This window comes from Vibrio sp. HS-50-1, assembly GCF_024747315.1.
Classification (GTDB): Bacteria; Pseudomonadota; Gammaproteobacteria; order Enterobacterales; family Vibrionaceae; genus Vibrio; species Vibrio diabolicus.
On sequence record NZ_JAMPZF010000024.1, the window covers coordinates 206803 to 228706 of the forward strand.

17 protein-coding genes and 1 other RNA gene are annotated in these 21904 nt (G+C 44.4%); 14 read left to right on the forward strand and 4 right to left on the reverse strand.

All coding sequences use genetic code 11. The features are described from left to right. Positions 1-272: 272 nt before the first annotated feature. The 3 genes from NDJ01_RS10630 to NDJ01_RS10640 all read left to right on the forward strand — a co-directional run bounded on the left by NDJ01_RS10630 (position 273) and on the right by NDJ01_RS10640 (position 4915). The gene (locus NDJ01_RS10630; RefSeq protein ID WP_258586679.1) at positions 273-1382 is read left to right on the forward strand and encodes an efflux RND transporter periplasmic adaptor subunit; all 1110 of its coding nucleotides are present in this window, start codon (positions 273-275) and stop codon (positions 1380-1382) included. Beyond that, complete coding sequence (gene vmeF / locus NDJ01_RS10635) at positions 1382-4495, forward strand: multidrug efflux RND transporter permease subunit VmeF (RefSeq protein WP_258586680.1); 3114 nt, start codon at positions 1382-1384, stop codon at positions 4493-4495. Before NDJ01_RS10630 ends, vmeF begins: the two co-directional genes overlap by 1 nt. Before the next feature lie 222 nt (positions 4496-4717). Next, positions 4718-4915 carry a type II secretion system protein gene (locus NDJ01_RS10640; RefSeq protein ID WP_005390570.1) on the forward strand — a complete coding sequence of 66 codons (198 nt, stop codon included), beginning with the start codon at positions 4718-4720 and terminating at the stop codon, positions 4913-4915. 90 nt (positions 4916-5005) lie between these two features. Here NDJ01_RS10640 and NDJ01_RS10645 read toward each other — a convergent pair whose 3' ends face one another. Then, the gene (locus NDJ01_RS10645) at positions 5006-5581 is read right to left on the reverse strand and encodes a porin family protein (protein ID WP_065645054.1); all 576 of its coding nucleotides are present in this window, start codon (positions 5579-5581) and stop codon (positions 5006-5008) included. Positions 5582-5794: 213 nt separating this feature from the next. On the opposite strand from NDJ01_RS10645, the gene NDJ01_RS10650 reads away from it, so the two are divergent. Next, positions 5795-6112, forward strand: coding sequence for a DUF1244 domain-containing protein (locus tag NDJ01_RS10650; RefSeq protein WP_258586681.1), 318 nt, complete (start codon positions 5795-5797; stop codon positions 6110-6112). A gap of 64 nt (positions 6113-6176) precedes the next feature. On the opposite strand, the gene NDJ01_RS10655 is transcribed toward NDJ01_RS10650, so the two are convergent. Continuing rightward, positions 6177-7271, reverse strand: coding sequence for a PLP-dependent cysteine synthase family protein (locus NDJ01_RS10655; protein ID WP_258586682.1), 1095 nt, complete (start codon positions 7269-7271; stop codon positions 6177-6179). 138 nt (positions 7272-7409) lie between these two features. On the opposite strand from NDJ01_RS10655, the gene NDJ01_RS10660 reads away from it, so the two are divergent. Together NDJ01_RS10660 and NDJ01_RS10665 are read left to right on the forward strand one after the other, a co-directional pair. Beyond that, positions 7410-7874 carry an Lrp/AsnC family transcriptional regulator gene (locus NDJ01_RS10660; protein ID WP_053807138.1) on the forward strand — a complete coding sequence of 155 codons (465 nt, stop codon included), beginning with the start codon at positions 7410-7412 and terminating at the stop codon, positions 7872-7874. A 462-nt stretch (positions 7875-8336) separates the two neighbouring features. Beyond that, positions 8337-11372, forward strand: coding sequence for a cadherin repeat domain-containing protein (locus NDJ01_RS10665; RefSeq protein WP_257082210.1), 3036 nt, complete (start codon positions 8337-8339; stop codon positions 11370-11372). A 64-nt stretch (positions 11373-11436) separates the two neighbouring features. Here NDJ01_RS10665 and tesB read toward each other — a convergent pair whose 3' ends face one another. Then, positions 11437-12297 carry an acyl-CoA thioesterase II gene (tesB, locus tag NDJ01_RS10670; RefSeq protein WP_005390581.1) on the reverse strand — a complete coding sequence of 287 codons (861 nt, stop codon included), beginning with the start codon at positions 12295-12297 and terminating at the stop codon, positions 11437-11439. 240 nt (positions 12298-12537) lie between these two features. On the opposite strand from tesB, the gene NDJ01_RS10675 reads away from it, so the two are divergent. Next, on the forward strand, positions 12538-12972 hold the full coding sequence (locus NDJ01_RS10675; RefSeq protein WP_012842007.1) for a YbaY family lipoprotein: 435 nt from the start codon (positions 12538-12540) through the stop codon (positions 12970-12972). Positions 12973-13002: 30 nt separating this feature from the next. Here NDJ01_RS10675 and NDJ01_RS10680 read toward each other — a convergent pair whose 3' ends face one another. Continuing rightward, positions 13003-13305 (reverse strand): DNA base-flipping protein, encoded by a 303-nt coding sequence (locus NDJ01_RS10680; RefSeq protein ID WP_005390592.1) that lies wholly within the window; start codon positions 13303-13305, stop codon positions 13003-13005. 257 nt (positions 13306-13562) lie between these two features. Here NDJ01_RS10680 and NDJ01_RS10685 point away from each other — a divergent pair, with 257 nt between their 5' ends. From NDJ01_RS10685 to udp, 7 genes are all read left to right on the forward strand, one after another. Continuing rightward, the gene (locus tag NDJ01_RS10685) at positions 13563-14306 is read left to right on the forward strand and encodes a hypothetical protein (RefSeq protein ID WP_046874702.1); all 744 of its coding nucleotides are present in this window, start codon (positions 13563-13565) and stop codon (positions 14304-14306) included. Between the two features lie 152 nt (positions 14307-14458). Next, positions 14459-16462 carry a GGDEF domain-containing protein gene (locus NDJ01_RS10690; RefSeq protein WP_256898881.1) on the forward strand — a complete coding sequence of 668 codons (2004 nt, stop codon included), beginning with the start codon at positions 14459-14461 and terminating at the stop codon, positions 16460-16462. A gap of 137 nt (positions 16463-16599) precedes the next feature. Next, positions 16600-16696, forward strand: an RNA gene (ffs, locus tag NDJ01_RS10695) — signal recognition particle sRNA small type. A gap of 208 nt (positions 16697-16904) precedes the next feature. Then, the gene (locus NDJ01_RS10700; RefSeq protein WP_114322538.1) at positions 16905-17639 is read left to right on the forward strand and encodes an RNA methyltransferase; all 735 of its coding nucleotides are present in this window, start codon (positions 16905-16907) and stop codon (positions 17637-17639) included. 248 nt (positions 17640-17887) lie between these two features. Beyond that, positions 17888-18307: a CBS domain-containing protein gene (locus NDJ01_RS10705; RefSeq protein ID WP_005390603.1), complete on the forward strand. Its 420-nt coding sequence runs from the start codon at positions 17888-17890 to the stop codon at positions 18305-18307. Between the two features lie 178 nt (positions 18308-18485). Beyond that, on the forward strand, positions 18486-20792 hold the full coding sequence (locus NDJ01_RS10710) for a zinc/cadmium/mercury/lead-transporting ATPase (protein ID WP_258586683.1): 2307 nt from the start codon (positions 18486-18488) through the stop codon (positions 20790-20792). A gap of 306 nt (positions 20793-21098) precedes the next feature. Then, positions 21099-21857 (forward strand): uridine phosphorylase, encoded by a 759-nt coding sequence (udp, locus tag NDJ01_RS10715; protein ID WP_012842006.1) that lies wholly within the window; start codon positions 21099-21101, stop codon positions 21855-21857. The last annotated feature ends 47 nt before the right edge of the window (positions 21858-21904 follow it).

The window sequence follows — 21904 nt, forward strand, 5'->3', positions numbered from 1 at the left end:
TACTTAGCAAGATGTTTTCCCAACTCATCTCCCAAGTGCGGAGCGAATCATAGCAAACTCGCTCAGGCTGTAAAGCGTTTTTCTTGCGTTTTTACGTTGAATGCTGTCTTTTTGGGCAAAGATGGTAGAAAGTCAGCGTTTTGTGTGTCCTTTGAACAGAAGAGAAACGCTCTTTTTACTTGAATTTACACTACTTGACGTTAAACCACGTATCTACTGATAAAATGTAAGCAGTTTAATGACATAAGTTTATTCGTTTAGAAGTCAATATCATGAGCATGAAAGCCACGTTATCGTTATCTGTTTTAACGCTTTCTATATTAATGAGTTCTCCATCAGCTTTCGCAGCTATGCGAGGCTCAGCAGTTACCGTCGTAACTGAACAAGTAGAAACGCACGAGATCAATCAATCCTTATCGCTTATCGGTAAATTAGAAGCGGCGGAGTCTGTGGTTGTTGCATCGGAAGTCGCCGGCAAAGTGAATCAAATCGCTGTTAAAGCGAATCAAAATGTCCAACAAGGTCAGCTGTTAATCAAGTTGGATGATGATAAGGCTCAAGCCGCTTTGATTGAGGCAAAGGCGTACCTTAAAGATGAACAACGTAAGCTAAAAGAGTTTCAACGTTTGGTTAAGCGAAATGCTATCACCCAAACTGAGATCGACGCACAAAAAGCAAGTGTTGAAATCGCACAAGCAAGGCTGGACGCTGCTCAAGCAAATTTGGCCGATCTTCATATTACGGCTCCATTCTCTGGCACTGTTGGTTTCATTGACTTTAGTCGCGGTAAAATGGTTAGCGCGGGTACAGAGCTGTTGACCTTGGATGACCTTTCCGTCATGGAGCTGGACTTACAAGTACCGGAGCGCTATTTATCGATACTTTCTATTGGTATGGAAGTCATTGCCAAAACCAGTGCATGGGGTGAACAGACGTTTACTGGTCAGGTTACAGGCATTGATACGCGGATCAGCTCAGAAACTCTGAACCTGCGTGTGCGTATTGAGTTTGAGAACCCTGAAAACCGCTTAAAGCCGGGCATGTTAATGAATGCATCATTGGCCTTCCCTGCGATTGAAGCGCCAATTATCCCGGTTCAAGCACTAGAATACTCTGGCACCAAGCGTTACGTATACGTCATCGATGACAACAATAAAGCGACTCGACAAGAAGTCATTCTCGGTGCTCGTGTCGATAACGAAGTCGTTATTGAATCAGGCGTTGAAGTTGGCGACAAAATTGTTGTACAGGGCATCGTTAATATGCGAGATGGTGTTGAAGTTAAGGAAATTGTCGCACCAGGAAAGTCAGAAACAGCTAACGCAACGGGTAATCAAGGTGTTCAAAGCACGCAAGACGAAGCGGCTAAGGAAGCAAACTAATGTTACTTTCTGACGTTTCTGTAAAACGCCCAGTCGCAGCGTTGGTATTGAGTATGCTGCTGTGTGTATTTGGTTTTGTATCCTTTACGAAACTAGCGGTGCGAGAAATGCCGGACATTGAAAGTCCGGTCGTTTCCATTAGTACGCGTTACGAGGGCGCTTCCGCGACGATCATCGAGAGTCAAATTACTTCTGTATTAGAAGATCAGCTTTCAGGTATCAGCGGAATCGATGAGATCAGTTCGACGACGCGAAACAGCAGTTCGCGTATCACGATCACTTTTGAGCTAGGTTACGATCTCAATACGGGTGTTAGTGATGTTCGCGACGCGGTGGCTCGCGCTCAACGTTCGCTACCTGATGAAGCGGACGATCCAATTGTCTACAAGAATAACGGTTCAGGTCAGGCCTCCCTCTATATTAACCTCAGCTCTGCAGAGATGGACCGCACTCAATTGACGGATTATGCCGAACGTGTATTGATGGATCGCTTTAGCTTGATCTCTGGGGTGAGCTCCATTGATCTCTCTGGTGGTTTGTACAAGGTGATGTACGTGAAGCTTAAGCCAGAGCTGATGGCGGGGCGCTCAGTCACGGCTTCGGACATTACATCGGCACTGCGAAGTGAAAACTTAGAAAGTCCGGGTGGTGAAGTTCGTAATGACTCGACAGTCATGTCGGTACGGACAGCGCGCAGCTATAACACGCCGGAAGATTTTCAGTACCTCGTGATTAAAAGGGCAAGCGACAACACGCCTATCTATTTGAAAGATGTCGCTGATGTTTTTATCGGTGCAGAAAACGAAAACTCGACCTTTAAAAGCGATGGCGTCGTCAATGTTAGTTTGGGGGTAGTTCCTCAGTCTGATGCGAACCCGTTAGAAGTAGCAAAATTAGTTCGAGCTGAAGTTGATAACATCCAGAAGTTCTTGCCGGAAGGAACGCGGCTTGCTATCGACTACGATGCGACGGTGTTTATCGAGCGTTCGATAGAAGAGGTATATAGCACGCTGTTTATTACGGGCGGTTTGGTTATTTTGGTGTTGTACATCTTCATTGGTCAAGCTCGTGCAACCTTGATCCCAGCTGTTACGGTTCCGGTATCGCTGATTTCCTCATTCATTGCCGCTTATTACTTTGGCTTTTCTATCAATTTAATCACCTTGATGGCGTTGATCCTGTCTATCGGATTGGTAGTGGATGACGCGATTGTGGTTGTTGAAAACATCTTCCACCATATAGAACGTGGTGAATCACCTTTACTTGCGGCCTATAAAGGCACGCGGGAAGTAGGTTTTGCCGTTATCGCGACAACGCTAGTGCTGGTGATGGTATTCCTGCCGATTTCCTTTATGGATGGCATGGTAGGTCTGCTATTTACTGAGTTTTCTGTCTTGTTGGCGATGTCTGTGATTTTCTCGTCTTTGATCGCCCTAACATTAACTCCTGTATTGGGTAGTCAGATTTTGAAGGCGAATGTAAAACCAAATCGATTTAATCAAGTGGTCGATCGCCTATTTAGTAAACTGGAGAGTGGTTACCGCTCATTATTGAAAGGCGCATTGAAAATACGTTGGGCTGCACCGCTGGTGATTCTGGCGTGTTTGGGCGGCAGTTACTTCTTGATGAACCAAGTGCCAGCCCAGTTGACCCCTCAAGAAGATCGCGGCGTGATGTTTGCGTTTGTACGCGGGGCTGATGCCACGTCATACAATCGTATGTCAGCCAATATGGACATTGTTGAAGACCGGTTGATGCCATTACTCGGGCAAGGGTATCTGAAGTCGTTTAGTATCCAAACGCCTGCATTTGGTGGCCAGGCAGGCGATCAAACCGGCTTTGTTATCATGATTCTAGAAGACTGGAACGAGCGAGATGTAACAGCTCAGGAAGCGCTTAACAAAGTGCGTGGTGCACTGGCTGGCATACCTGATATTCGAGTGTTCCCATTCATGCCTGGTTTCCAAGGTGGTTCGAGTGAGCCTGTTCAGTTTGTATTAGGTGGCTCTGATTACGATGAACTTCTCGTCTGGGCTGAAATGTTGAAAAACAAAGCAGAAGAATCGCCAATGATGGAAGGCGCTGAGATCGATTACTCAGAGAAAACGCCAGAGCTATTGGTTACGGTCGACAGACAGCGTGCCGCAGAACTAGGGGTCAGTGTCAAAGACATCTCTGATACGCTAGAAATCATGCTTGGTGGTAAAAGTGAGACGACTTATGTTGAGCGTGGCGAAGAGTATGATGTGTATCTTCGTGGTGATGAAAACAGCTTTAATAATGCTGCGGATTTAAGCCAGATTTATCTGCGAACCAATAGTGGGCAGTTAGTGACGTTAGACGCGGTCACTAAAATTGAAGAAGTGGCAGCTTCTATTCGTCTATCTCACTACAACAAACAGAAATCCATCACTATTACGGCTAATCTGTCAGAAGGCTACACATTAGGAGACGCGCTGAATTACCTTGATCAACAAGCGATAGACAACTTACCAGGTGACATCTCGGTGAGTTATTCTGGCGAGTCAAAAGACTTTAAAGAGAACCAAGCGAGTGTTGCTGTCGTATTTGCGTTGGCATTGCTTGTGGCGTATCTCGTGTTGGCGGCTCAGTTTGAAAGCTTCGTGAACCCGTTAGTGGTGATGTTTACGGTACCGATGGGCGTATTTGGTGGCTTCCTTGGCTTGGTTGTGATGGGGCAAGGCATGAACATTTACAGCCAGATTGGCATGATCATGTTGATCGGCATGGTGACGAAAAACGGCATTTTGATTGTCGAGTTTGCCAACCAGTTGCGAGACCGCGGTGTTGAATTCGAAAAAGCGGTTATTGATGCAGCTGCGCGACGTCTACGCCCGATCTTGATGACAGCATTTACCACGCTTGCTGGTGCCATCCCGTTGATTGTATCGACAGGGGCAGGTTATGAGAGTCGTATTGCTGTGGGTACCGTGATCTTTTTCGGGATGGGATTTGCAACATTGGTGACCTTATTTGTCATCCCGGCTATGTATCGATTGATTTCGGCGAAAACACAGGCGCCAGGTCATGTAGAAGCAGAATTGAACAAAGCACTCAGCCACGATACAAAAGGCCGTATTGCTCATCCTTAGCCGCTGTACGTAAAGCTTTGATTGAAAACACCGAACAACTTTTGTTCGGTGTTTTTTTATATTGAGAGTGATTACTTATAGATCTAATGATTATTTTTGTTTATTATTTCGCCACTTCTTCGAGGGGCACAGGACTCGCTCATCGTATTGACTGAATGTCGGGTCTTGTTAGGTGTCATGCCGGGAAAGCAGCATATACCTATTATTATTTGAGGTGTTCTCTTGAAAAAAGTACGTGGTAGTTACATGGTAGAAATGGTTTTAGTTGCGGGTGTTATGGCGTTGTTAGCGACCACTGCACTTCCGACGTTAACGAATGCACTAAAAGATCGTCAAGATGGCATTTTACACTCTCTCGATGCCGGTCAACCAAGTAGCCATGTGAATCAAGAGACAACAGAAAAGTTCTCCGCTCAGTAACTGATGACACACCGTAGATTGTAAAACAAGCCGAGGTAAAAACCTCGGCTTGTTTGTATTTCAATTCTGGTAACTTGGTGCTACCTAATGTTAGAAGCGTTTCCCTAAGCTAACTTGTACACCTTCGTAGCTGTCGTAAAAATCTTCAAAGCCCATATCTGCGACATTATAGATGTACTCTGCGCGCAACCAGATGTCTTTGCTCATATCCCAATGGACACCAGCACCGATATTGAATAGTGCTCCTGAATCATCTGTGACTTTTTGTTCGTTTGGAACGTACATTTCTGCCTGAGTCCCTAACGCGGTCACGCGGCCAAACAAAGAAAGTGGCGTGTCGCCAAGGTTATCACTGGTCAATACTGCCGACATACCCGCTTGGTAATAGTGCAAATCCAAATCTGTTTTCAGTTTGTCGTTCTTAAGTTCATTTTGGGAATAGCGAAGCACACCTTCAAACGCAAGATATTGATTGACATGATAGCCCCAACCAACAGTGATATGTGGTGTGGACCACTCATTGTCTCTGTCTGAGCCAAAATAGGGCGTATCAAAACCGACGTTACCAGTACCCAGATAAAAATAAGATTGATGAGTTTGTTCTTGAGCAGCAAAAGTCGGCACACTGATGGTCAAGGCAGACAATAATAGAATGGCGTTTTTCATAACTTGACGATAACCTTTGTAAAAGACCGTTGTAATGAGTTGTGTTAATATTAATTTAATCAATAAGATAGATGGCGTTTATCATATCAGCTTTTACGCAAAGGTAGTCATTTAGACTGGGAATTGTTGCGCTAAAGCAGACTTCCTAGGCTGGAGAACTTACTATTCGGTATGGTGACTAACGTCAATCAAATAAGAGAGAAGGAAAGGAAAGTGGCTGAATTCAAATATAAAAATCTGACTCAAGAAGAACAAGATAAGTTAGACGCGGCGACATTTCGTCGTTTATTGGCGCATTTAGACGCGAATAAAGACGTGCAGAACATCGACCTCATGATTCTTGCGGGCTTTTGTCGCAACTGCTTTAGCAAATGGTACAAAGCTGAAGTGGAAAATCTCGGTGTGGATTTAGATATTGATGACGCTCGCGAACGTGTTTACGGCATGACTTACGGTGAATGGAAACAAAATCATCAGCCAGCGGCAACGCCAGAACAACTGGCGGCGTTTGAAGCGCGTCAGAAAAAGTAATACTCATTTCCAAAAAAACAGCCCGCACATCAGCGGGCTGTTTTTTTACATTCGAATTTACATATTAAGCGGTAATTGGACCGCAACATGCAGGTTCGACACAGCCTTTCGCTTGAATGACTTCAAGTTGCGCGAGGTAAGGTTGAATATCACCGATGTTCTCTTTTACCCATGTTAAGTCGTAATACGTATCTAAGTAACGCTCACCAGAGTCACATAAAAGTGTCACGATAGAGCCTGTTTCACCGCGTTGTTTCATTTCGCAGGCCAGTTGAAGCACACCGTAGAGGTTAGTCCCCGTTGATGCACCGACTTTACGCCCAATCAGTTGAGAAACCCAATGTGCAGTTGCCACACTGGCAGCGTCTGGAATTTTGCGCATCTCGTCAATAACACCTGCAATGAAGCTTGGCTCGACACGTGGTCGACCGATGCCTTCAATTTTGCTGCCGGCCTCACCTTTTAATGAGTGATTACCTGACTGGAAAGCGTCGTAAAACACCGAGTTTTCAGGGTCTACGACACAAAGTTTGGTGTCGTATTTTTGGTAACGAATAAAACGGCCAATGGTTGCAGACGTGCCACCAGTTCCTGGGCTCATTACTACCCAATTAGGAATTGGGTGATCTTCTAGTTCCATTTGGCTAAAGATAGAGTTCGCAATGTTGTTGTTGCCGCGCCAGTCAGTCGCACGTTCAGCATAAGTAAACTGATCCATGTAGTGACCATTTAACTCTTGAGCCAAGCGTCGAGACTCGTCATAAATCTGATCTGAGCGCTCTACAAGATGCGCTTTACCACCGTAAAACTCAATTTGTTCAATCTTTTTACGTGCGGTGGTTTTCGGCATAACAGCAATGAACGGTAAGCCAAGCAAGCGAGCAAAATACGCTTCTGAAACGGCAGTGCTGCCTGAGGACGCTTCAATCACTGTGGTTTCAGGACCAATCCATCCGTTACAAATCGCATAAAGAAACAACGAGCGTGCCAATCGGTGTTTCAGAGAGCCTGTTGGATGCGTGCTCTCATCTTTTAGGTAGATATCGATACCATCAAGAGAAGGCAGTTCGAGTTTAAATAAATGAGTATCAGCAGAACGTTGAAAGTCTGCTTCAATTTTACGCACTGCATTGTTGATCCAGTTGTGGTCAGTACACATGGCGTCTCTCCTTGGAAATCGATAGATAAGCATTAGATGGGAATAATTTACCTATAATATGAGAGAAAAACTTTGCTATAGTTGCTGGTAATAGATGTTTTGATAGAAAACTTTTCTACACTTTGTGGGTTTTATAGGATGATTTTGGATCGAGTCGATAAGCAGCTGCTTGCGTTGTTACAAACCGACAGCACCTTGTCATTAAATGAGTTAGCAGAGCAGGTAAATCTGACAACGACGCCATGTTGGAAGCGTTTGAAAAGGTTGGAAGAAGAAGGCTACATCGAAAAGCGCGTGGCGTTACTGAGTGCAGAAAAACTCGACCTGTCTTTTATCGCTTTTGTTCAGCTAAAAACCATCGATCACTCCGAAGATTGGTATCACCACTTTGTCACAACAGTGAGTGATTTCCCTGAGGTGATGGAGTTTTATCGTATGGCCGGCGAGTACGACTACATGATGAAAGTGCTGGTGAAAGATATGAAGTGTTTTGACGAGTTTTATAAGCGCTTAGTTAATAGTGTAAAGGGATTGTCTAATGTGACTTCAACATTTGCTATGGAATCCATTAAATATACGACTGAGTTACCACTTCTCAACTAAATAGCTTTATACGAATTTTATTTAATGGTTACTCTACCTGTTAGCATTTTAAGTGTTAACTGGTAGCAGGGTTATTCTAACTAGGTTACTTTTTACTGGATTGGAATAAATATAAACGATATTTATTTTCTCTTCTATTTCCGCATTAACTGTTTGTTTTTTTATCCTTTATTAAGCGCTCATACAGCAAAACGCATGAAAAAATAACGCAATTTTTTCTCTTTATTTTTCGTGTTTTATTTTTGTTGAATATTCATTCTTACTAAATTAATTAATTGGTTTAATTTAAACGTTTGCTTTGTGTTGTTTTGTGTATTTTAGTCACCACTTCTGAACATTTATTTTTATGCGTAATACAGTAGCAAATACTTAAGTAACAAAGTACTCAAAAATGGATATGGTGATTAATAAAACATCGTATTATTATCGCTAGCACTTATTTGTGACAAAGTGTTTCTAAAAATGAACAGAAAATATTATTTGCTTTTTCTCGCGGCTTTACTCGCTGGTTGTGGTGGTGGAGGTGACTCTAAAACGAACAATACAAAGACACCAACTACGATAACAAAGCAGAGCCGTCCACAGTTAAAAGCTGAAGACACGGTATTGAAGTTTGAGGGCGTGGGAACCGTTACTGCGGCAAAATTGAGCAATGTACATGGTTCGGTGTCTTATCAAGTTATTGACTCTAATCCGCTAAATGTTGTGAAAATTAATGACTCTGGAATGCTACAAATTTTGCGTCCAGGAACGGCAACAATTCTGGCAACGGATAACAGTTCTGCTTATGAATCCTCTGAAGCACGATTTTCTATCACTGTGGAACGAGGTATTAACACAGACCTTTCGGTTAGTGATCTAAACTTCAATGCAATCGAATCTGAAGGGAAAGCGCTGACCGTTCGTGGCCAAAAAGGTGAACTGAGTTATGAAGTAGAAAGTGGTCATAACTTGATTCGGGTTGATGAGAACGGTTCGGTATATTCATTAGGCTCAATTGGTCAGGCGTCGGTACTGATTACTGACTCAGGTAACGAGCTTTATCTGCCGAAGCAAGTTCGCGCGACGGTGAAGCTTCATGGAGTAGCATCCGGGCAACTTCAATTCGCTTTGCTTGAAGAAGAATATAGAGAAGGGCTGACGTTAGAACCCGCACGTTTAGATAAAGCTCAAACGCAAAGCATCACATACAAAATCATTCGCAGCGAGCCAGACAACAAAGTTGCCGAGTTACTCAACCCGGAGTCAGGTGTGCTCCTTGTTCATAATGTCGGGCAGCTAACCGTTGAAGCGACAGCAACTTACAGCGATGCCTTTTTAGATAAGCAGCAAACGGCGCAATTTGTTGTGGATGTAAAACAAGGTCAACGCGAAGCTATCAGCGTAGCGGACGTTGTGAAAACTTATGAGGAAGGTGGCCGAATTTTCCCTAAGGTGACGAATGCTCGCGGCGACTATGAGTTGAAAATTATTAGTGGTGAAGACGTTGTTGCTAAATCTGTGAGCAGTGAAGCATTGCTGATCAAAGGTGTAGGTACCGCTGAAGTTGAAATCTACGAGCATGAAATGCGTAATTATCCTGCAAGCAAAGCTCGCTTTAATGTTGAAGTCAATCGCGCGCCTCACCCAGTGATGAACGACATTGAAATGCCGCTTACCTATCAACCAAATCTTTCAATCCCTTTGGCGTTTAAAGGGCAAAAAGGTAACGTAACTCTAGTTAGCAGCTTACCTAATGGCTTACGAATGACTGATGACAATTTGGAGGTAGAGACGGCGGGTGAATACCACCTTAAGTTTGAAGACGACGGTGGGGAGTTCTACCAACCTATTCAATTTAATGTTGTCATCAAAGTTGCAAAGGCTGAAGGTCAACCGATGGCAACGCACGATTATGACGTTGTATACAGCAATAAATACAGTTTTAATCTTCACCGTGATTTTGGTTTGAGCGCTAACGAGCAAATTGAGATTGTAGATAACACCGCACCAGATGTTGTCGGTGGTTTCAGTGAAGGGCGTCTCCATGTGTATAAAGCGGGTAAAGCGACGTTAACGGTGCGTAGACAGGAGAGCGCGAATTACACCGTTGGTCCTGATCAAAAAGTCGACGTTACAATTCTGAGTGCTCCGAGTCGAATTGAAGTTCAATCCGATGTGGAAGAGGTTTGGAAGGTTGGTCAAACATTTGTTGCGCCGAAAATCTCTGGTACGGTTGGGGAAGTTACTTACCGATTTGAAGACAACGCAGCAACGGATGTGGTTTCCTTAAACAGCCAAACGGGTGCCATGCAAATTCTCAACGCGGGTAGCACAAAAATTATTGTTTCGGATGCGGGGGACGACAAAGTGGATCCGGGTGAAAGTAGTTTCTCGGTCACGATTAAACAAGGCACAAACCCTGTATCGATTGCTTATCCAACGGTAGACTTTTCAGCGGGTACTATTATCTCACCAGTGATGAGTGGAGGAGAGGCGAAAGCCAGCTATCGTCTTATTAACCAAAAAGATCCTGTGGTTGAGTTAGTCTCTTCTGAGACGGGGCGTTTGAAGATTTTGCACGCAGGCGAGTACCAATTAGAAGTGACGCTAACTGCACGTAACTACACAACTAAAACCGTATTAGTTAACGGCACCATTAATAAAGCGGATCATCCTGGTCTTACCACGAAACTTCAAACCGTTGAGTTTACGCCTTTCAAGGCAATTGACTTAGATTTCGGTAGAACGGTCGGTACTCGCACTTACTCATTTGGCGATACTGTGAGCAAAGATCTTGCTACGTTAGACAATGCGAATGCTGAGTTGACGCTAACCAATTATTCTCAATACCATTCTATTGCGCTAGACATCTCTGAGAGTGAATCGCGAGATTACAAAGCGTTACCAAGAACAAAAGTCACGGTTAGTGTCGATTTGGCAGAGTCGAGTGTTGCAGATAAATACACACAACTTAATAGCGAACAAACCGTCATTGTGAGCACGCTTAGTGCCCCACAGTTTGCCAATTTAGAAGAGAGTGAATTTGGTATCTTGGGTTCGCGTTCGGTACGTGAACCGACGGATGACGAGCTGCAAAAACACGGTAAAGGTAAGGTTGTGCTATTTATGTTTAAGCCAGTTGGTAGCGATGACCGAAGACAAGAAAAGGCAGCGTGGGTGCATGTTGCTCGATTCGATGGATGTACATCAGAGCTATTTGCTGATGACCTTAAGCCTTTTAATGCAATTGGTTATGATGATCCAGGGTATTGCACCAGCGGTAGCACTATCCGTATGACTCGGTTCTTAGTGATTGATGATTCTAATTTGGAAGACATAGAGTATGAGTTGGCTGCACCAATCATTACTTACCGTCGTGGGGTGCGTGAATTTTTAGCAACGGATAAAGGTGGATTCTATGCTGACCCAAATGGCGTTTACGGGAAAGGCGAATACGGTTACCCGAAATCACTTTACGAATGGTCGGTAATTACTATGAAGTATCAACCGAATTAATCATCGTTTGATACCCATTAAAAAGGAGTGCTGAGCACTCCTTTTTGCGTCTTATGCGCACGGGTTACTTCGTGTAGCGCATGACTCCTTCTTGTACGGCAGTCGCTACCAAATGACCTTGCTGGTTATAAATTTCGCCACGCACTAAGCCTCGAGTATTACTCGCCGTTGGGCTTTCTATTGCGTACAAAAGCCACTCATCCATCTTGAAGGGACGATGGAACCAGATTGAATGGTCAATGGTGGCAACTTGGAAGTTTGGCGTCATTAATGACACTTCATGTGGGTGCATTGCTGTCACGAGGAATCCCCAATCTGATGCGTAGGCCAACAGGTACTGATGAATAAGCAGGTTCTCTGGCATTTCACCATTGGCACGAATCCAAAGATACTGTTTAGGCTCTGCTTTTTTGGGTTTTAGGGGGTTGATGACCGTAACAGGACGGGTTTCAATTGGCTTTTCACCACAAAATGTTTTGCGTAGTCGCTCTGGCAGGAATTCTGCTATATGGCTAGCAAGCTCACTCTCAGAGGCGAAGTTTTCTGGGCCAGGAATGTCTGGCATCTCCTTTTGATGATCAAACCCAGGTTGATCGCCATGGTAAGACGCCGTTAGGTAGAAAATAGGGCGTCCATTTTGAATCGCCTTAACGCGTCTGGTGCTGAAGCTACGGCCATCCCTTAGGTTTTCTACATCATAAATGATGGGCTTTTCTGGATCGCCAGGGTACAAAAAATAACTATGGAAGGAGTGCACCGCGCGTGTTTCTTCAACGGTGTAGCGCGCAGCAGAAAGCGCTTGCCCAATCACTTGGCCACCATACACTTGAGGCAAACCTAGGTTTTCACTTTGGCCACGAAACAAGCCTTCTTCTAATTTTTCGAGTTGTAGTAGGCTGAGCAATTCTCGTAATGGTTTACTCATTGTGTCTCCTCACCGTTGTCTTTCACTCCAACTTACCTCAACAGTCTCACTCTTGTGAAGTGCAATAGTTAAGAACTATTGAGTAACTTAGAAATAGTATTGTTCCGATTATGAAACAAAATCAATTGTTTGATAAATTCTAACTCAGTCAAACTATTGTCAAATAAACCGACAGGAAGCAGACAGTTTTATATTCCACACCTATAATTGCTCCGGTTTAATACTCTTTTCGAGGAAGATATGAAAAAAACACTACTGCTTGTTACTTCTTTACTCTTTGGGGCTGCGTTAGTGGGTTGCCAAACTTCTCAAAATACAGAAATGGAATCTGCAGAGGCGTCAATGAAGACGATTACAGGTACAGTGGCTTACCGTGAGCGTATTGCTCTGCCGCCAAACGCAGTGGTTACCGTCGCGTTAGAAGATGTGTCTTTGGCTGACGCGCCAGCAAAAGTACTAGCAAAGCAGACATTCGAAACGGAAGGCAAACAAGTTCCTCTTTCTTTTGAGCTGAACTACGATAACAATGAAATCAAACCAAACCATCGTTACAGCGTCCGTGCGCGTATTGAAGTGGATGGTAAATTGCGTTTTATCAGCGATACGCATAACGGTGTAATCACAGATGAAGCACAAACTCACCAGTTGGATATTCGTCTAGTTGGTACGCGTTAATATCAAACTCAGCGAACAAAAAATGGCAGCCTAAGGCTGCCATTTGTATTTTCTTAGCGAAATTTTTCCAATCTCAGATACTTCAATTCCTTCGGCTTCTAATTTCTTTGTTTGTCGTTCTAAATTACTGCCTTTTAAGGATATTTTTCCTTGACTATTTATCACTCTAAACCACGGGAGTTTACTGTCCTCTGGCAAATTACCAAGCGCCTTACCAACATGTCTTGCGTAGCCCGGGTAACCTGCCATTTTTGCGATTTCCCCGTAGGTGGAGACTTTTCCTTTTGGAATTTGGTGAATTACAGCAAAGATTTGCGCTAAAAATTGGTCCATACTCAAAAGTGTCTATTGTGGATTACTAAGGAATGGTAAACCATCGGACTTGTATATTGCTAACGGTTCTTAACGTTTATATTGCCCGCGATTGACTTTTGTTGATCATATTTTCTCTTCAGTCGTGCCGTATGTTAATGAGCGTTAAAAAGCATAAAACAAACACAAGCTAAGCTTGAATCTAGACCCTCTCAACGACTTTTAATCCCAGTTTTTGCCGTTGAGTTACCAAGTAGGTGGGGAAGCCAGGAGGCGCTATGATTTTATCGACACTTCAATTTTTCATTACGACTTTACTCGCAGTGGTGTGCGTTCGAGCGATGAGTTTGAGCGAGGGAGATATTCCCGTTCTTGCACTCATGATCCCGGCGTTGTGGATCTTGCCACAAGGCGGGTTTGCTGGTTTGGTGTTGCTGGGCGCAATGATGGCTTTTGGCGCTACGCTCTCAATGCAGCCAATCGCGCTATCGATTGGTATTTTGATCCTTTTCCCACTTTTAATGGTAGTGTTCTCTCGTAGAAGTTCGTTGGGCGTTCTGCTCACCGCAGGCCTAATCGTACTTACTCTACAAGTCGGTATTATGGTCACGCAACAAGGTGGGAAGCTAGATGGCTCCGCTTGGGTTACAGTGGTTCAAACTGTCGCTGTCATGGCGATGTGGTGGTCTGCTGTACATTGGACCCCATCCAATAAGCACAGCTGGTGGCCGATGCTGTTGTTGTTCCCATTATGGATTGCTGGCTTGCCATATGCCGTTCTTGTGGCACTGAGCGTGACAGGAATGCTGGCTTCAATGGAAACCCTCGCGAAGCTTAAACACTCCATTCGTTGGAGTAAACTATTGTGCTGGACATTACCGACCGTTGGCTTTGCTGCCTTAGTGGTAAGTCCGACTACAGATGTACCAAACCCTGTTTTTGTTGTTTGGATCTGTTTGTTAGGAACGGCTTGGATGACGGACTATATCTTACGTAGCAGCGATGAACAGGCAGAATTATGAGTATTTCGTCAGGTAAAAAGTGACACGTGCGGCAGACTATCGAATTGGTTGTGGAACAAAATGAAGATTAGTATATGTTCTTCATTTCATATTTACTAAACTTCCAATAATAATAACCACATTATAAGTGGTTGATTTAAGATAAGTTTGTCATGACTACCTTTGCTCGAACACTGTTGCTTTTTACTTGTTGCCTACTGAGTTTGAATGTAAAAGCTGAATCACCTTTAATTGCTCATTATAAAGTTGCGACAGAAGCGGATGATGTCGTCACCCGTGTTCTTTTTAATGCTGCATCGAAAGAGTTCGGCTTTACCGTTCAATATGTGAACTATTCCAGCTTTGATGCCATTCTAAATTCCGTCGCGAATGGAGAAGCGGACTTTGCTGCTAATATCACTTACACAGAAGAGCGTGCTCAACGCTTTAGTTACTCCCGTCCAACTAATATCGAATATACCTACCTTTTTGGATTAAAAGACTCGACTCTGAGTGACATTTCACGAGTTGGCGTCCCTAAAGATACGGTTTATGCCGAATTACTTAAACAATACTACCCGGAGCTAAAACAGGTCTCTTATCAAGGTCATGAGCAAGCGGTAACGTTACTGAGATCAGGCGTTGTTGAAGGCGTAGTTGATGCCATCAATCAGCTTAAGCCGATGCTGCTGGAGGGCTTTGACGCTAAGATGTTGAATGATCAGATTTCGATAAAGCCAGTATCGATCATCAGTAAAAAAGATCATCATCTCGAAGAGTTGGATACGTTCGCTACGTTTATTCATGGGGAAGGAGTGCAAAAGCAACTTCGTGAAGAGATCTCCCAGTATCAATTTGAATTAAGGCGAGCGGCATTGCGAGAATCTATTCGCTTATTACCTCTCGATTTTAGTGAGCCTATACGGATCAAGCTCGAATCTATCTTTCCATATGTTGTTTACAACGAAGACGGCAGTATCGAAGGGATGACGGCAGATGTCGTCCTGAGAAGCTGTGAGATCTTGGCATTAAACTGCGTGATCATTAGTGAGCCAAATGAAAGCTGGGGTTCCATGTATCATGAGTTTATGCAGGGGAGTTTTGAAATTTTAGCTCCGTTAACGGTCAGTCGCGAGCGACATGAATTTAGTTACTTTCCCAAGCCCCATTACTCACCAGCATCCGTTATGGTCAAGCGTTTAGGTTACAAGCCGAACACTTACTCTCATGTGTCACAGTTGATCTCTGAGCGGATTGGTGTGGTTGAGGACGACTTTTTCGATCAAATGATGACGCAACTTTTACCGCTAAAAGAGCTGAAACGTTATCGTACCCAACAAGAACTCATTCAGGGTTTATTGAATGAAGAGGTCGATTACATTCCGATGGATACCGCGATGCTCAACCACTTTTTACGTCTGAGCGAGTTGGTTCCGATAGAGCAGGACACGGCGATTGGTGAGTTTTACCAGTCACAACTTTCTGTTGGATTGGTGGCGAACGAGAAAGGTGCCATGCTTGCTCCTTTTTTCAGTCGAGCGATAGCGATGTTGGAAGTTGATAAGATCATTGCCCAGTACGACCTGCGCCCAGATTGGCGTACCGCGCTTGAATATGAGGTTCGGCTGGCGACGCAAACACAGGCTGTGTTTGTCTTTGTATTGTTGTTTGCGATTTGCGTTTCGCTTTATCTTTACCGTCAATCGAATACCGACAATTTAACGGGGTTAAGAAATCGCCGCGCGTTGCAAGTAAAACATCGAAAAGGCGTAAACAAAGATCTATCCATACTTTACTTGGATATTAACCACTTCAAACGAATCAATGATACGTACGGTCACCGTGCTGGTGATGAGGTGTTGCAATTATTGGCGCTAAAAATTCATTATGTATGGTCAGGGAAAAGTTACCGGATAGGGGGAGATGAGTTCATCTTGTTGGGCTACCCGACTCAAGCAGAATTAAATAGGGCAATGAAAGAGCTCAGCAGAATTGATGTAAAAGGCAAACTGTGTAGTGAGTTAGAGTCTGTGGGTATCTCTATCGGTGTCTCTGCAAAAAGAGAACAGCACATGAGCTTAGAGCAAGCCATGCATTTAGCTGATGAAGATATGTATTCAAGTAAGCAGTCAACACGCCGCTATTCTTCTTCTCATCGTTACGTGGCTCAATCATAGAGGAATGAATTGATCGAGTTTTGTCCAAACGGTAATGAAATGACGAAATTCAAGGTTTTTGCTCTTGCATTATGAGGGCTGATACTGAATAATCGCCCCATCGATTGAGGCAAGTCCTCTCGAAAAGAATTATGGGGCTCTGGTCCTCTCGCAACAATAGCTCGTGAACTCGGTCAGGTCCGGAAGGAAGCAGCCGCAGCGGGTGACTTGTGTGCCGGGATGTGGCTGGGGTCCCACCCTTTAAAAGCCCTGCGTATATCGCAGGGCTTTTTTCGTTTTTGAACCCTCTTTTACTGCGTTTGCTCTTCAAAGTCTTCTGATGAATCAAGTTTCTTGAGGTTATTTAGGTATAATTTATAATCTCACGCGCTTGATACCGAACTGTCGTGAAGATTATTTCGAGTACATTCGCCGAATAACCATTTTCACCTGGGATACTTTAATGATTTCAAAAAACCAATTAAAACTGCTTCGTGCTTTAGGTCAAAAGAAACAGCGTAAAGCGCATGGCTTATTCCTAGTTCAGGGTGAAAAGAACGTTTTAGAGCTGGCAAGTAGTTCATTAAAGGTGAAGCATGTCTTCGCAACCGAGGCATTTCTCGAACAAAACGCTAGTGCGCTATGTAGTTTTGATTGCATTGAAGCATCGCTTGACGACCTGACCAAAGCGAGCACTCTCGTGAGCAATAACGCGGCCATTGCAGTGGTTGAAATCCCGAGTGTAAAAGTGCCTCAAGCAAAAGGCTTGATGATTGCGCTAGATGGCGTATCTGACCCAGGTAATCTAGGAACGATTATTCGTGTCGCAGACTGGTATGGCATCAAGCACATTATTGCGAGTACAGATTGTGCTGATCCGTATAATCCTAAGACGATCAGCGCGACCATGGGCAGTTTTGGCCGCGTACAAGTGAGTCTGGTGGATTTGCCAAGTTACTTAGAAGAAGCCAACTTGCCAGTTTATGGCGCGTTTCTGGAAGGGGAGAGCGTTCATAAAACGGAATTCGCTGCTGAAGGTATTTTGTTGATGGGCAGCGAGTCCCACGGCGTACGTGAAGACGCTGCGAAGCTCGTGACAAATAAGATCACGATTCCGGCATTTGGTGGTGCTGAGTCGCTGAATGTCGCAATGGCAACCGGTATTATTTTAGACAATATGCGTCGACATCATTGTTAATGTAACTATGCGCCAATAATGAAGCCAGTCAATTTGACTGGCTTTGTTGTATTTACCACCTGTCAAAAGTGAGCCCATTTGCAAGTTGTACTCAATTAAACAACAGTGAATGCCGAGGATGACTTAATTTTGATTCAGATCAATAGGCTGCACCTATAAATAAAATTACTCATTTCCATTTAGTAAATTCAGGAAATTAGGCGACACTTATCTAAAGGCCGCAATAAAATGCCCTTAAGGAGATAAGAATGCATTCATTAAAAGTAAAAGATTACATGACGTTGCAAGCGGTGACCTTCACTAAAGATATGTCACTTTCGGCTGCTTTGAATAAAGTCATGCAAAGCGTCACATTAGGTGGGCCCGTCATTGATGAGAATGAAAAGGTAGTTGGATTCTTATCAGAGCAAGACTTGTTAGATAAATTGGTGAAAGCGAGTTATCACTGCCAAGATACGCATACCGTTCAAGAGTGTATGCATGACGATGTTTTATCTGTTTCTCCAGACATGTCAGTGATTGAGTTGGCTGACATGATGAAGATTGGTAAGCCAAAAATGTATCCAGTGGTTGACGGTAAAGGTAAATTGGTTGGCGTTATCACTAGGCGAGATGTGCTGCGCGCCATCGGGATGACTTTAAATGAGTGTTTTAAGCATCCAGTTTAACCTTTTTGATCAAATATCATAGGTGCTTGATTTTAAATAAGTCATTTGGAAAGACGCTTCGGCGTCTTTTTTATTTTCAATCGACGAGTTTTTAAAAAATCACCTTGACCTTGGAGCTAGCTCTAAGGTTTATCCTTAGTCATAGGCAAAGAGCCTACACCAATAAGGAAAATAAATTATGTGTACGAAACATCAAGGTTGCCAATCTAGCAAAATCAAAACTGCGGTGCCGCTTGGCGCGAGCGAGTCGTGCTGCGCACCAGTAAAATCTTCACTCAACATTTCTCAAGCTGGCGTAGAAGTGTCTGAAAGTTCATGTTGCAGCGGAGGGAGTTGTAGCGCCGACCCAGGTGAGGAAGAAGAGCCCTCAAGGGAGAATGATTCCTCAATTCGAAACTCGTGGCTTGTGTCAGGTATGGATTGCCCTTCATGTGCACAAAAGCTTGAGAAGGCTATTACGTCTTTGGAAGGTGTTAGCCAAGCAAAAGTCTTGTTTGCAACAGAAAAACTGGTTGTCGATTTTGACGATCGCGAGCTGACCTCTACGATAGAGCATACAGCCCAACAAACAGGTTTTCCGCTTTCTTCACTCGATGCTCCAAAACCAAATACCGCAACGAAGGGCTGGCGTGGGGTAGTAAAAGACAACATTCAAATTCTCTCTATTGCTAGTGCGATGGTTGTCGCGGCAATAATTTCTAAGATCGACCCTCAAATAAGCACTTGGTTATTCACGTTGACCTGTTTACTGGGTTTATACCCAATTGCGCTCAAAGCGTTCAAGTTGGCGCGTAGCGGTACGCCTTTTGCGATTGAAACGTTAATGAGTGTGGCAGCGCTCGGCGCTTTATATTTAGGTGAAACCGCTGAAGCGGCAATGGTGTTATTGCTTTTCCTTATTGGTGAAAAGTTAGAAGCATATGCATCATCCCGCGCTCGAAGTGGTGTCCAAGCGCTAATGGACTTAGTCCCAGAAAATTCAATTTTAATTATTGATGGTGAGCGTAAAGAGGTGCCTGCAGCTCAGCTTAAGCCGGGGGATATTATAGAAGTTGCCCCCGGTGGTCGTTTGCCAGCGGATGGTGTGTTGCAAGATGCGCTTGCGAGTTTTGACGAAAGTGCGTTAACGGGAGAATCCGTTCCCGTTGAGCACCAAACGGGTGGCAAAGTGATGGCCGGGGCTGTGGTTGTCGATAAAGTCGTTCGTTTACAGGTGACCTCTCGTCAAGGCGAGAATGCGATTGACCGAATTCTCCATTTGATTGAAGAAGCAGAATCTCGTAAGGCACCATTAGAACGTTTTCTGGATAAGTTCAGCCGTTGGTATACGCCGCTGATGATGTTGGTGTCCTTGATGGTTATCGTCACGCCACCACTGTTGTTTGCTCAACCATGGGAAACGTGGATTTATCGAGGACTTGCCCTGTTACTGATCGCCTGTCCGTGTGCGTTGGTTATTTCAACGCCTGCAGCGATTACTTCTGGCTTGGCGGCTGCGGCGAAGCGGGGGGCATTAATCAAAGGTGGTGCGGCGCTTGAGTTGCTTGGTAAGGTGGAGTCCGTCGCATTTGATAAAACCGGTACATTGACGCAAGGTAAGCCGCAGGTGACCGACGTCTTTGCTTTTGATGTAGATGAAGACAAGTTACTTAGCCTGACAGCCTCAATCGAAGTTGGCTCAAGCCATCCTCTCGCGGTTTCTTTAGTTAATAAAGTGCAACAGCAGGGGCTTACTATTCCTGAAGCGCTAGATAAAACCGCGCAAGTGGGCTCTGGTGTCACAGGTTACGTCGATGGGAAAATAGTCCAAGTAGTCACGCCTTCTAAGGCCGATTTCCCACTTTCTCAAGAAACCGAAGAGCGAGTGGTGACGTTGGAACAACAAGGTAAAACGGTTGTTATTGTGCGTTACGATTACGAGGTCATTGGCGTGATCGCATGGCAAGATACATTGCGCCCAGATGCCCAAGAAGCTATCGCTACGTTGAAGGAGCTTGGGATAACGTCGGTGATGCTAACCGGTGACAACCCGAGAAGTGCTGAAGCAATGGCGACCAGAATAGGCTTGGATTATAAAGCAAGCTTATTACCAGCAGATAAAGTGCATTACGTCGAGAAACTATCACAGCAACACACCGTTGCAATGGTGGGAGACGGTATTAATGATGCGCCAGCGATGAAAGCTTCGAGTATCGGTATTGCGATGGGAGGCGGTACGGATGTTGCTCTGGAAACGGCCGACGCGGCATTAACGCACAATCGTCTGATTGAGTTACCTGCCATGATAGAACTATCGCGTGCGACGTTAAGTAATATTCGTCAGAATGTTGCGTTAGCGCTTGGTTTGAAAGGTGTTTTCTTGGTGACAAGTTTACTGGGCATTACGGGTCTATGGGTGGCAGTATTAGCCGACAGCGGCGCAACTGCACTGGTTACGTTAAATGCGTTGAGATTGCTCCGTTTTGAGTCCAAGCAGGCCAAGTGACCTACCTAACTAGCTAATAAAAAGCCCGAGGCATTCGTGTCTCGGGCTTTTTTAACCGTATCGACGAAATCTAATAATATGTTTTAGTTTGTTTTTGAAATCACGCATCGCTATGCAACAAAATGAGCCAAACCTCCCAAAAGTGTGATCATTGCTTGTTTTGGGTGAAATTATAGTTTCATTACATTTTCTCATTGTGATTGTGATCACTCTATGTTGGTGAAAGGTTCGCTACAGTGCATTTGTACCCAATAACTGATTAATGAGCTTATTGTTCATAAAATAAGCCACAATAAGGAGCGACTTATGTCTCAAGCTGTATTTCATTTAGGTGTTACTGAAGCTGATCTTAATGGTGCGACTCTAGCCATCATTCCTGGTGATCCAGCGCGCGTTCAAAAAATCGCAGAACAAATGGAAAACCCAGTATTTCTAGCAAGTCACCGTGAATACACGCTATACCGTGCCGAATTAGACGGTAAACCTGTTGTGGTTTGTTCTACAGGTATTGGTGGCCCTTCTACCTCTATCGCAGTTGAGGAACTCGCGCAACTTGGTGTTCGTACTTTCCTACGTGTTGGTACAACTGGCGCAATTCAACCGCATGTAAACGTAGGTGACATGATCGTAACGACGGGGTCAGTTCGCCTTGACGGTGCGAGCCTGCACTTTGCGCCAATGGAATTCCCAGCAGTTGCTGACTTTGAAGTAGCAACTGCAATGAAAGCGGCAGTAGAAGAGTCTGGCGCTGCGGTTCACATGGGTGTGACGGCTTCAAGTGATACTTTCTACCCAGGTCAAGAGCGCTACGACACGTTCTCTGGTCGCGTTGTTAAGCGTTTCCAAGGTTCTATGCAAGAATGGCAAGACATGGGCGTACTTAACTTTGAGATGGAGTCTGCAACATTGCTAACAATGTGTGCGAGCTCTGGTCTAAAAGCAGGTTGTGTGGCGGGTGTAATCATCAACCGTACACAAAAAGAGATTCCAGATCATTCAACTCTGAAAGAGACGGAAGCTCGTTCAATTAAGGTGGTAGTAGAAGCAGCGCGTAAAATGCTGTAAGCCGCGATAATTGGCATTTTAAACAAACGGAAAAACCAGAGGCACGC

What these genes read in the sequence shown, in the direction of transcription:
- NDJ01_RS10645 (WP_065645054.1), bottom strand. Translation starts at nt 5,581, where the DNA reads ATGAAAAACGCCATTCTATTATTGTCTGCCTTGACCATCAGTGTGCCG.
- NDJ01_RS10705 (WP_005390603.1), top strand. Translation starts at nt 17,888, where the DNA reads ATGCATTCATTAAAAGTAAAAGATTACATGACGTTGCAAGCGGTGACC.
- NDJ01_RS10710 (WP_258586683.1), top strand. Translation starts at nt 18,486, where the DNA reads ATGTGTACGAAACATCAAGGTTGCCAATCTAGCAAAATCAAAACTGCG.
- NDJ01_RS10630 (WP_258586679.1), top strand. Translation starts at nt 273, where the DNA reads ATGAGCATGAAAGCCACGTTATCGTTATCTGTTTTAACGCTTTCTATA.
- NDJ01_RS10675 (WP_012842007.1), top strand. Translation starts at nt 12,538, where the DNA reads ATGAAAAAAACACTACTGCTTGTTACTTCTTTACTCTTTGGGGCTGCG.
- NDJ01_RS10655 (WP_258586682.1), bottom strand. Translation starts at nt 7,271, where the DNA reads ATGTGTACTGACCACAACTGGATCAACAATGCAGTGCGTAAAATTGAA.
- vmeF (WP_258586680.1), top strand. Translation starts at nt 1,382, where the DNA reads ATGTTACTTTCTGACGTTTCTGTAAAACGCCCAGTCGCAGCGTTGGTA.
- NDJ01_RS10665 (WP_257082210.1), top strand. Translation starts at nt 8,337, where the DNA reads ATGAACAGAAAATATTATTTGCTTTTTCTCGCGGCTTTACTCGCTGGT.
- NDJ01_RS10690 (WP_256898881.1), top strand. Translation starts at nt 14,459, where the DNA reads ATGACTACCTTTGCTCGAACACTGTTGCTTTTTACTTGTTGCCTACTG.
- tesB (WP_005390581.1), bottom strand. Translation starts at nt 12,297, where the DNA reads ATGAGTAAACCATTACGAGAATTGCTCAGCCTACTACAACTCGAAAAA.
- NDJ01_RS10700 (WP_114322538.1), top strand. Translation starts at nt 16,905, where the DNA reads ATGATTTCAAAAAACCAATTAAAACTGCTTCGTGCTTTAGGTCAAAAG.
- NDJ01_RS10660 (WP_053807138.1), top strand. Translation starts at nt 7,410, where the DNA reads ATGATTTTGGATCGAGTCGATAAGCAGCTGCTTGCGTTGTTACAAACC.
- NDJ01_RS10685 (WP_046874702.1), top strand. Translation starts at nt 13,563, where the DNA reads ATGATTTTATCGACACTTCAATTTTTCATTACGACTTTACTCGCAGTG.
- udp (WP_012842006.1), top strand. Translation starts at nt 21,099, where the DNA reads ATGTCTCAAGCTGTATTTCATTTAGGTGTTACTGAAGCTGATCTTAAT.
- NDJ01_RS10680 (WP_005390592.1), bottom strand. Translation starts at nt 13,305, where the DNA reads ATGGACCAATTTTTAGCGCAAATCTTTGCTGTAATTCACCAAATTCCA.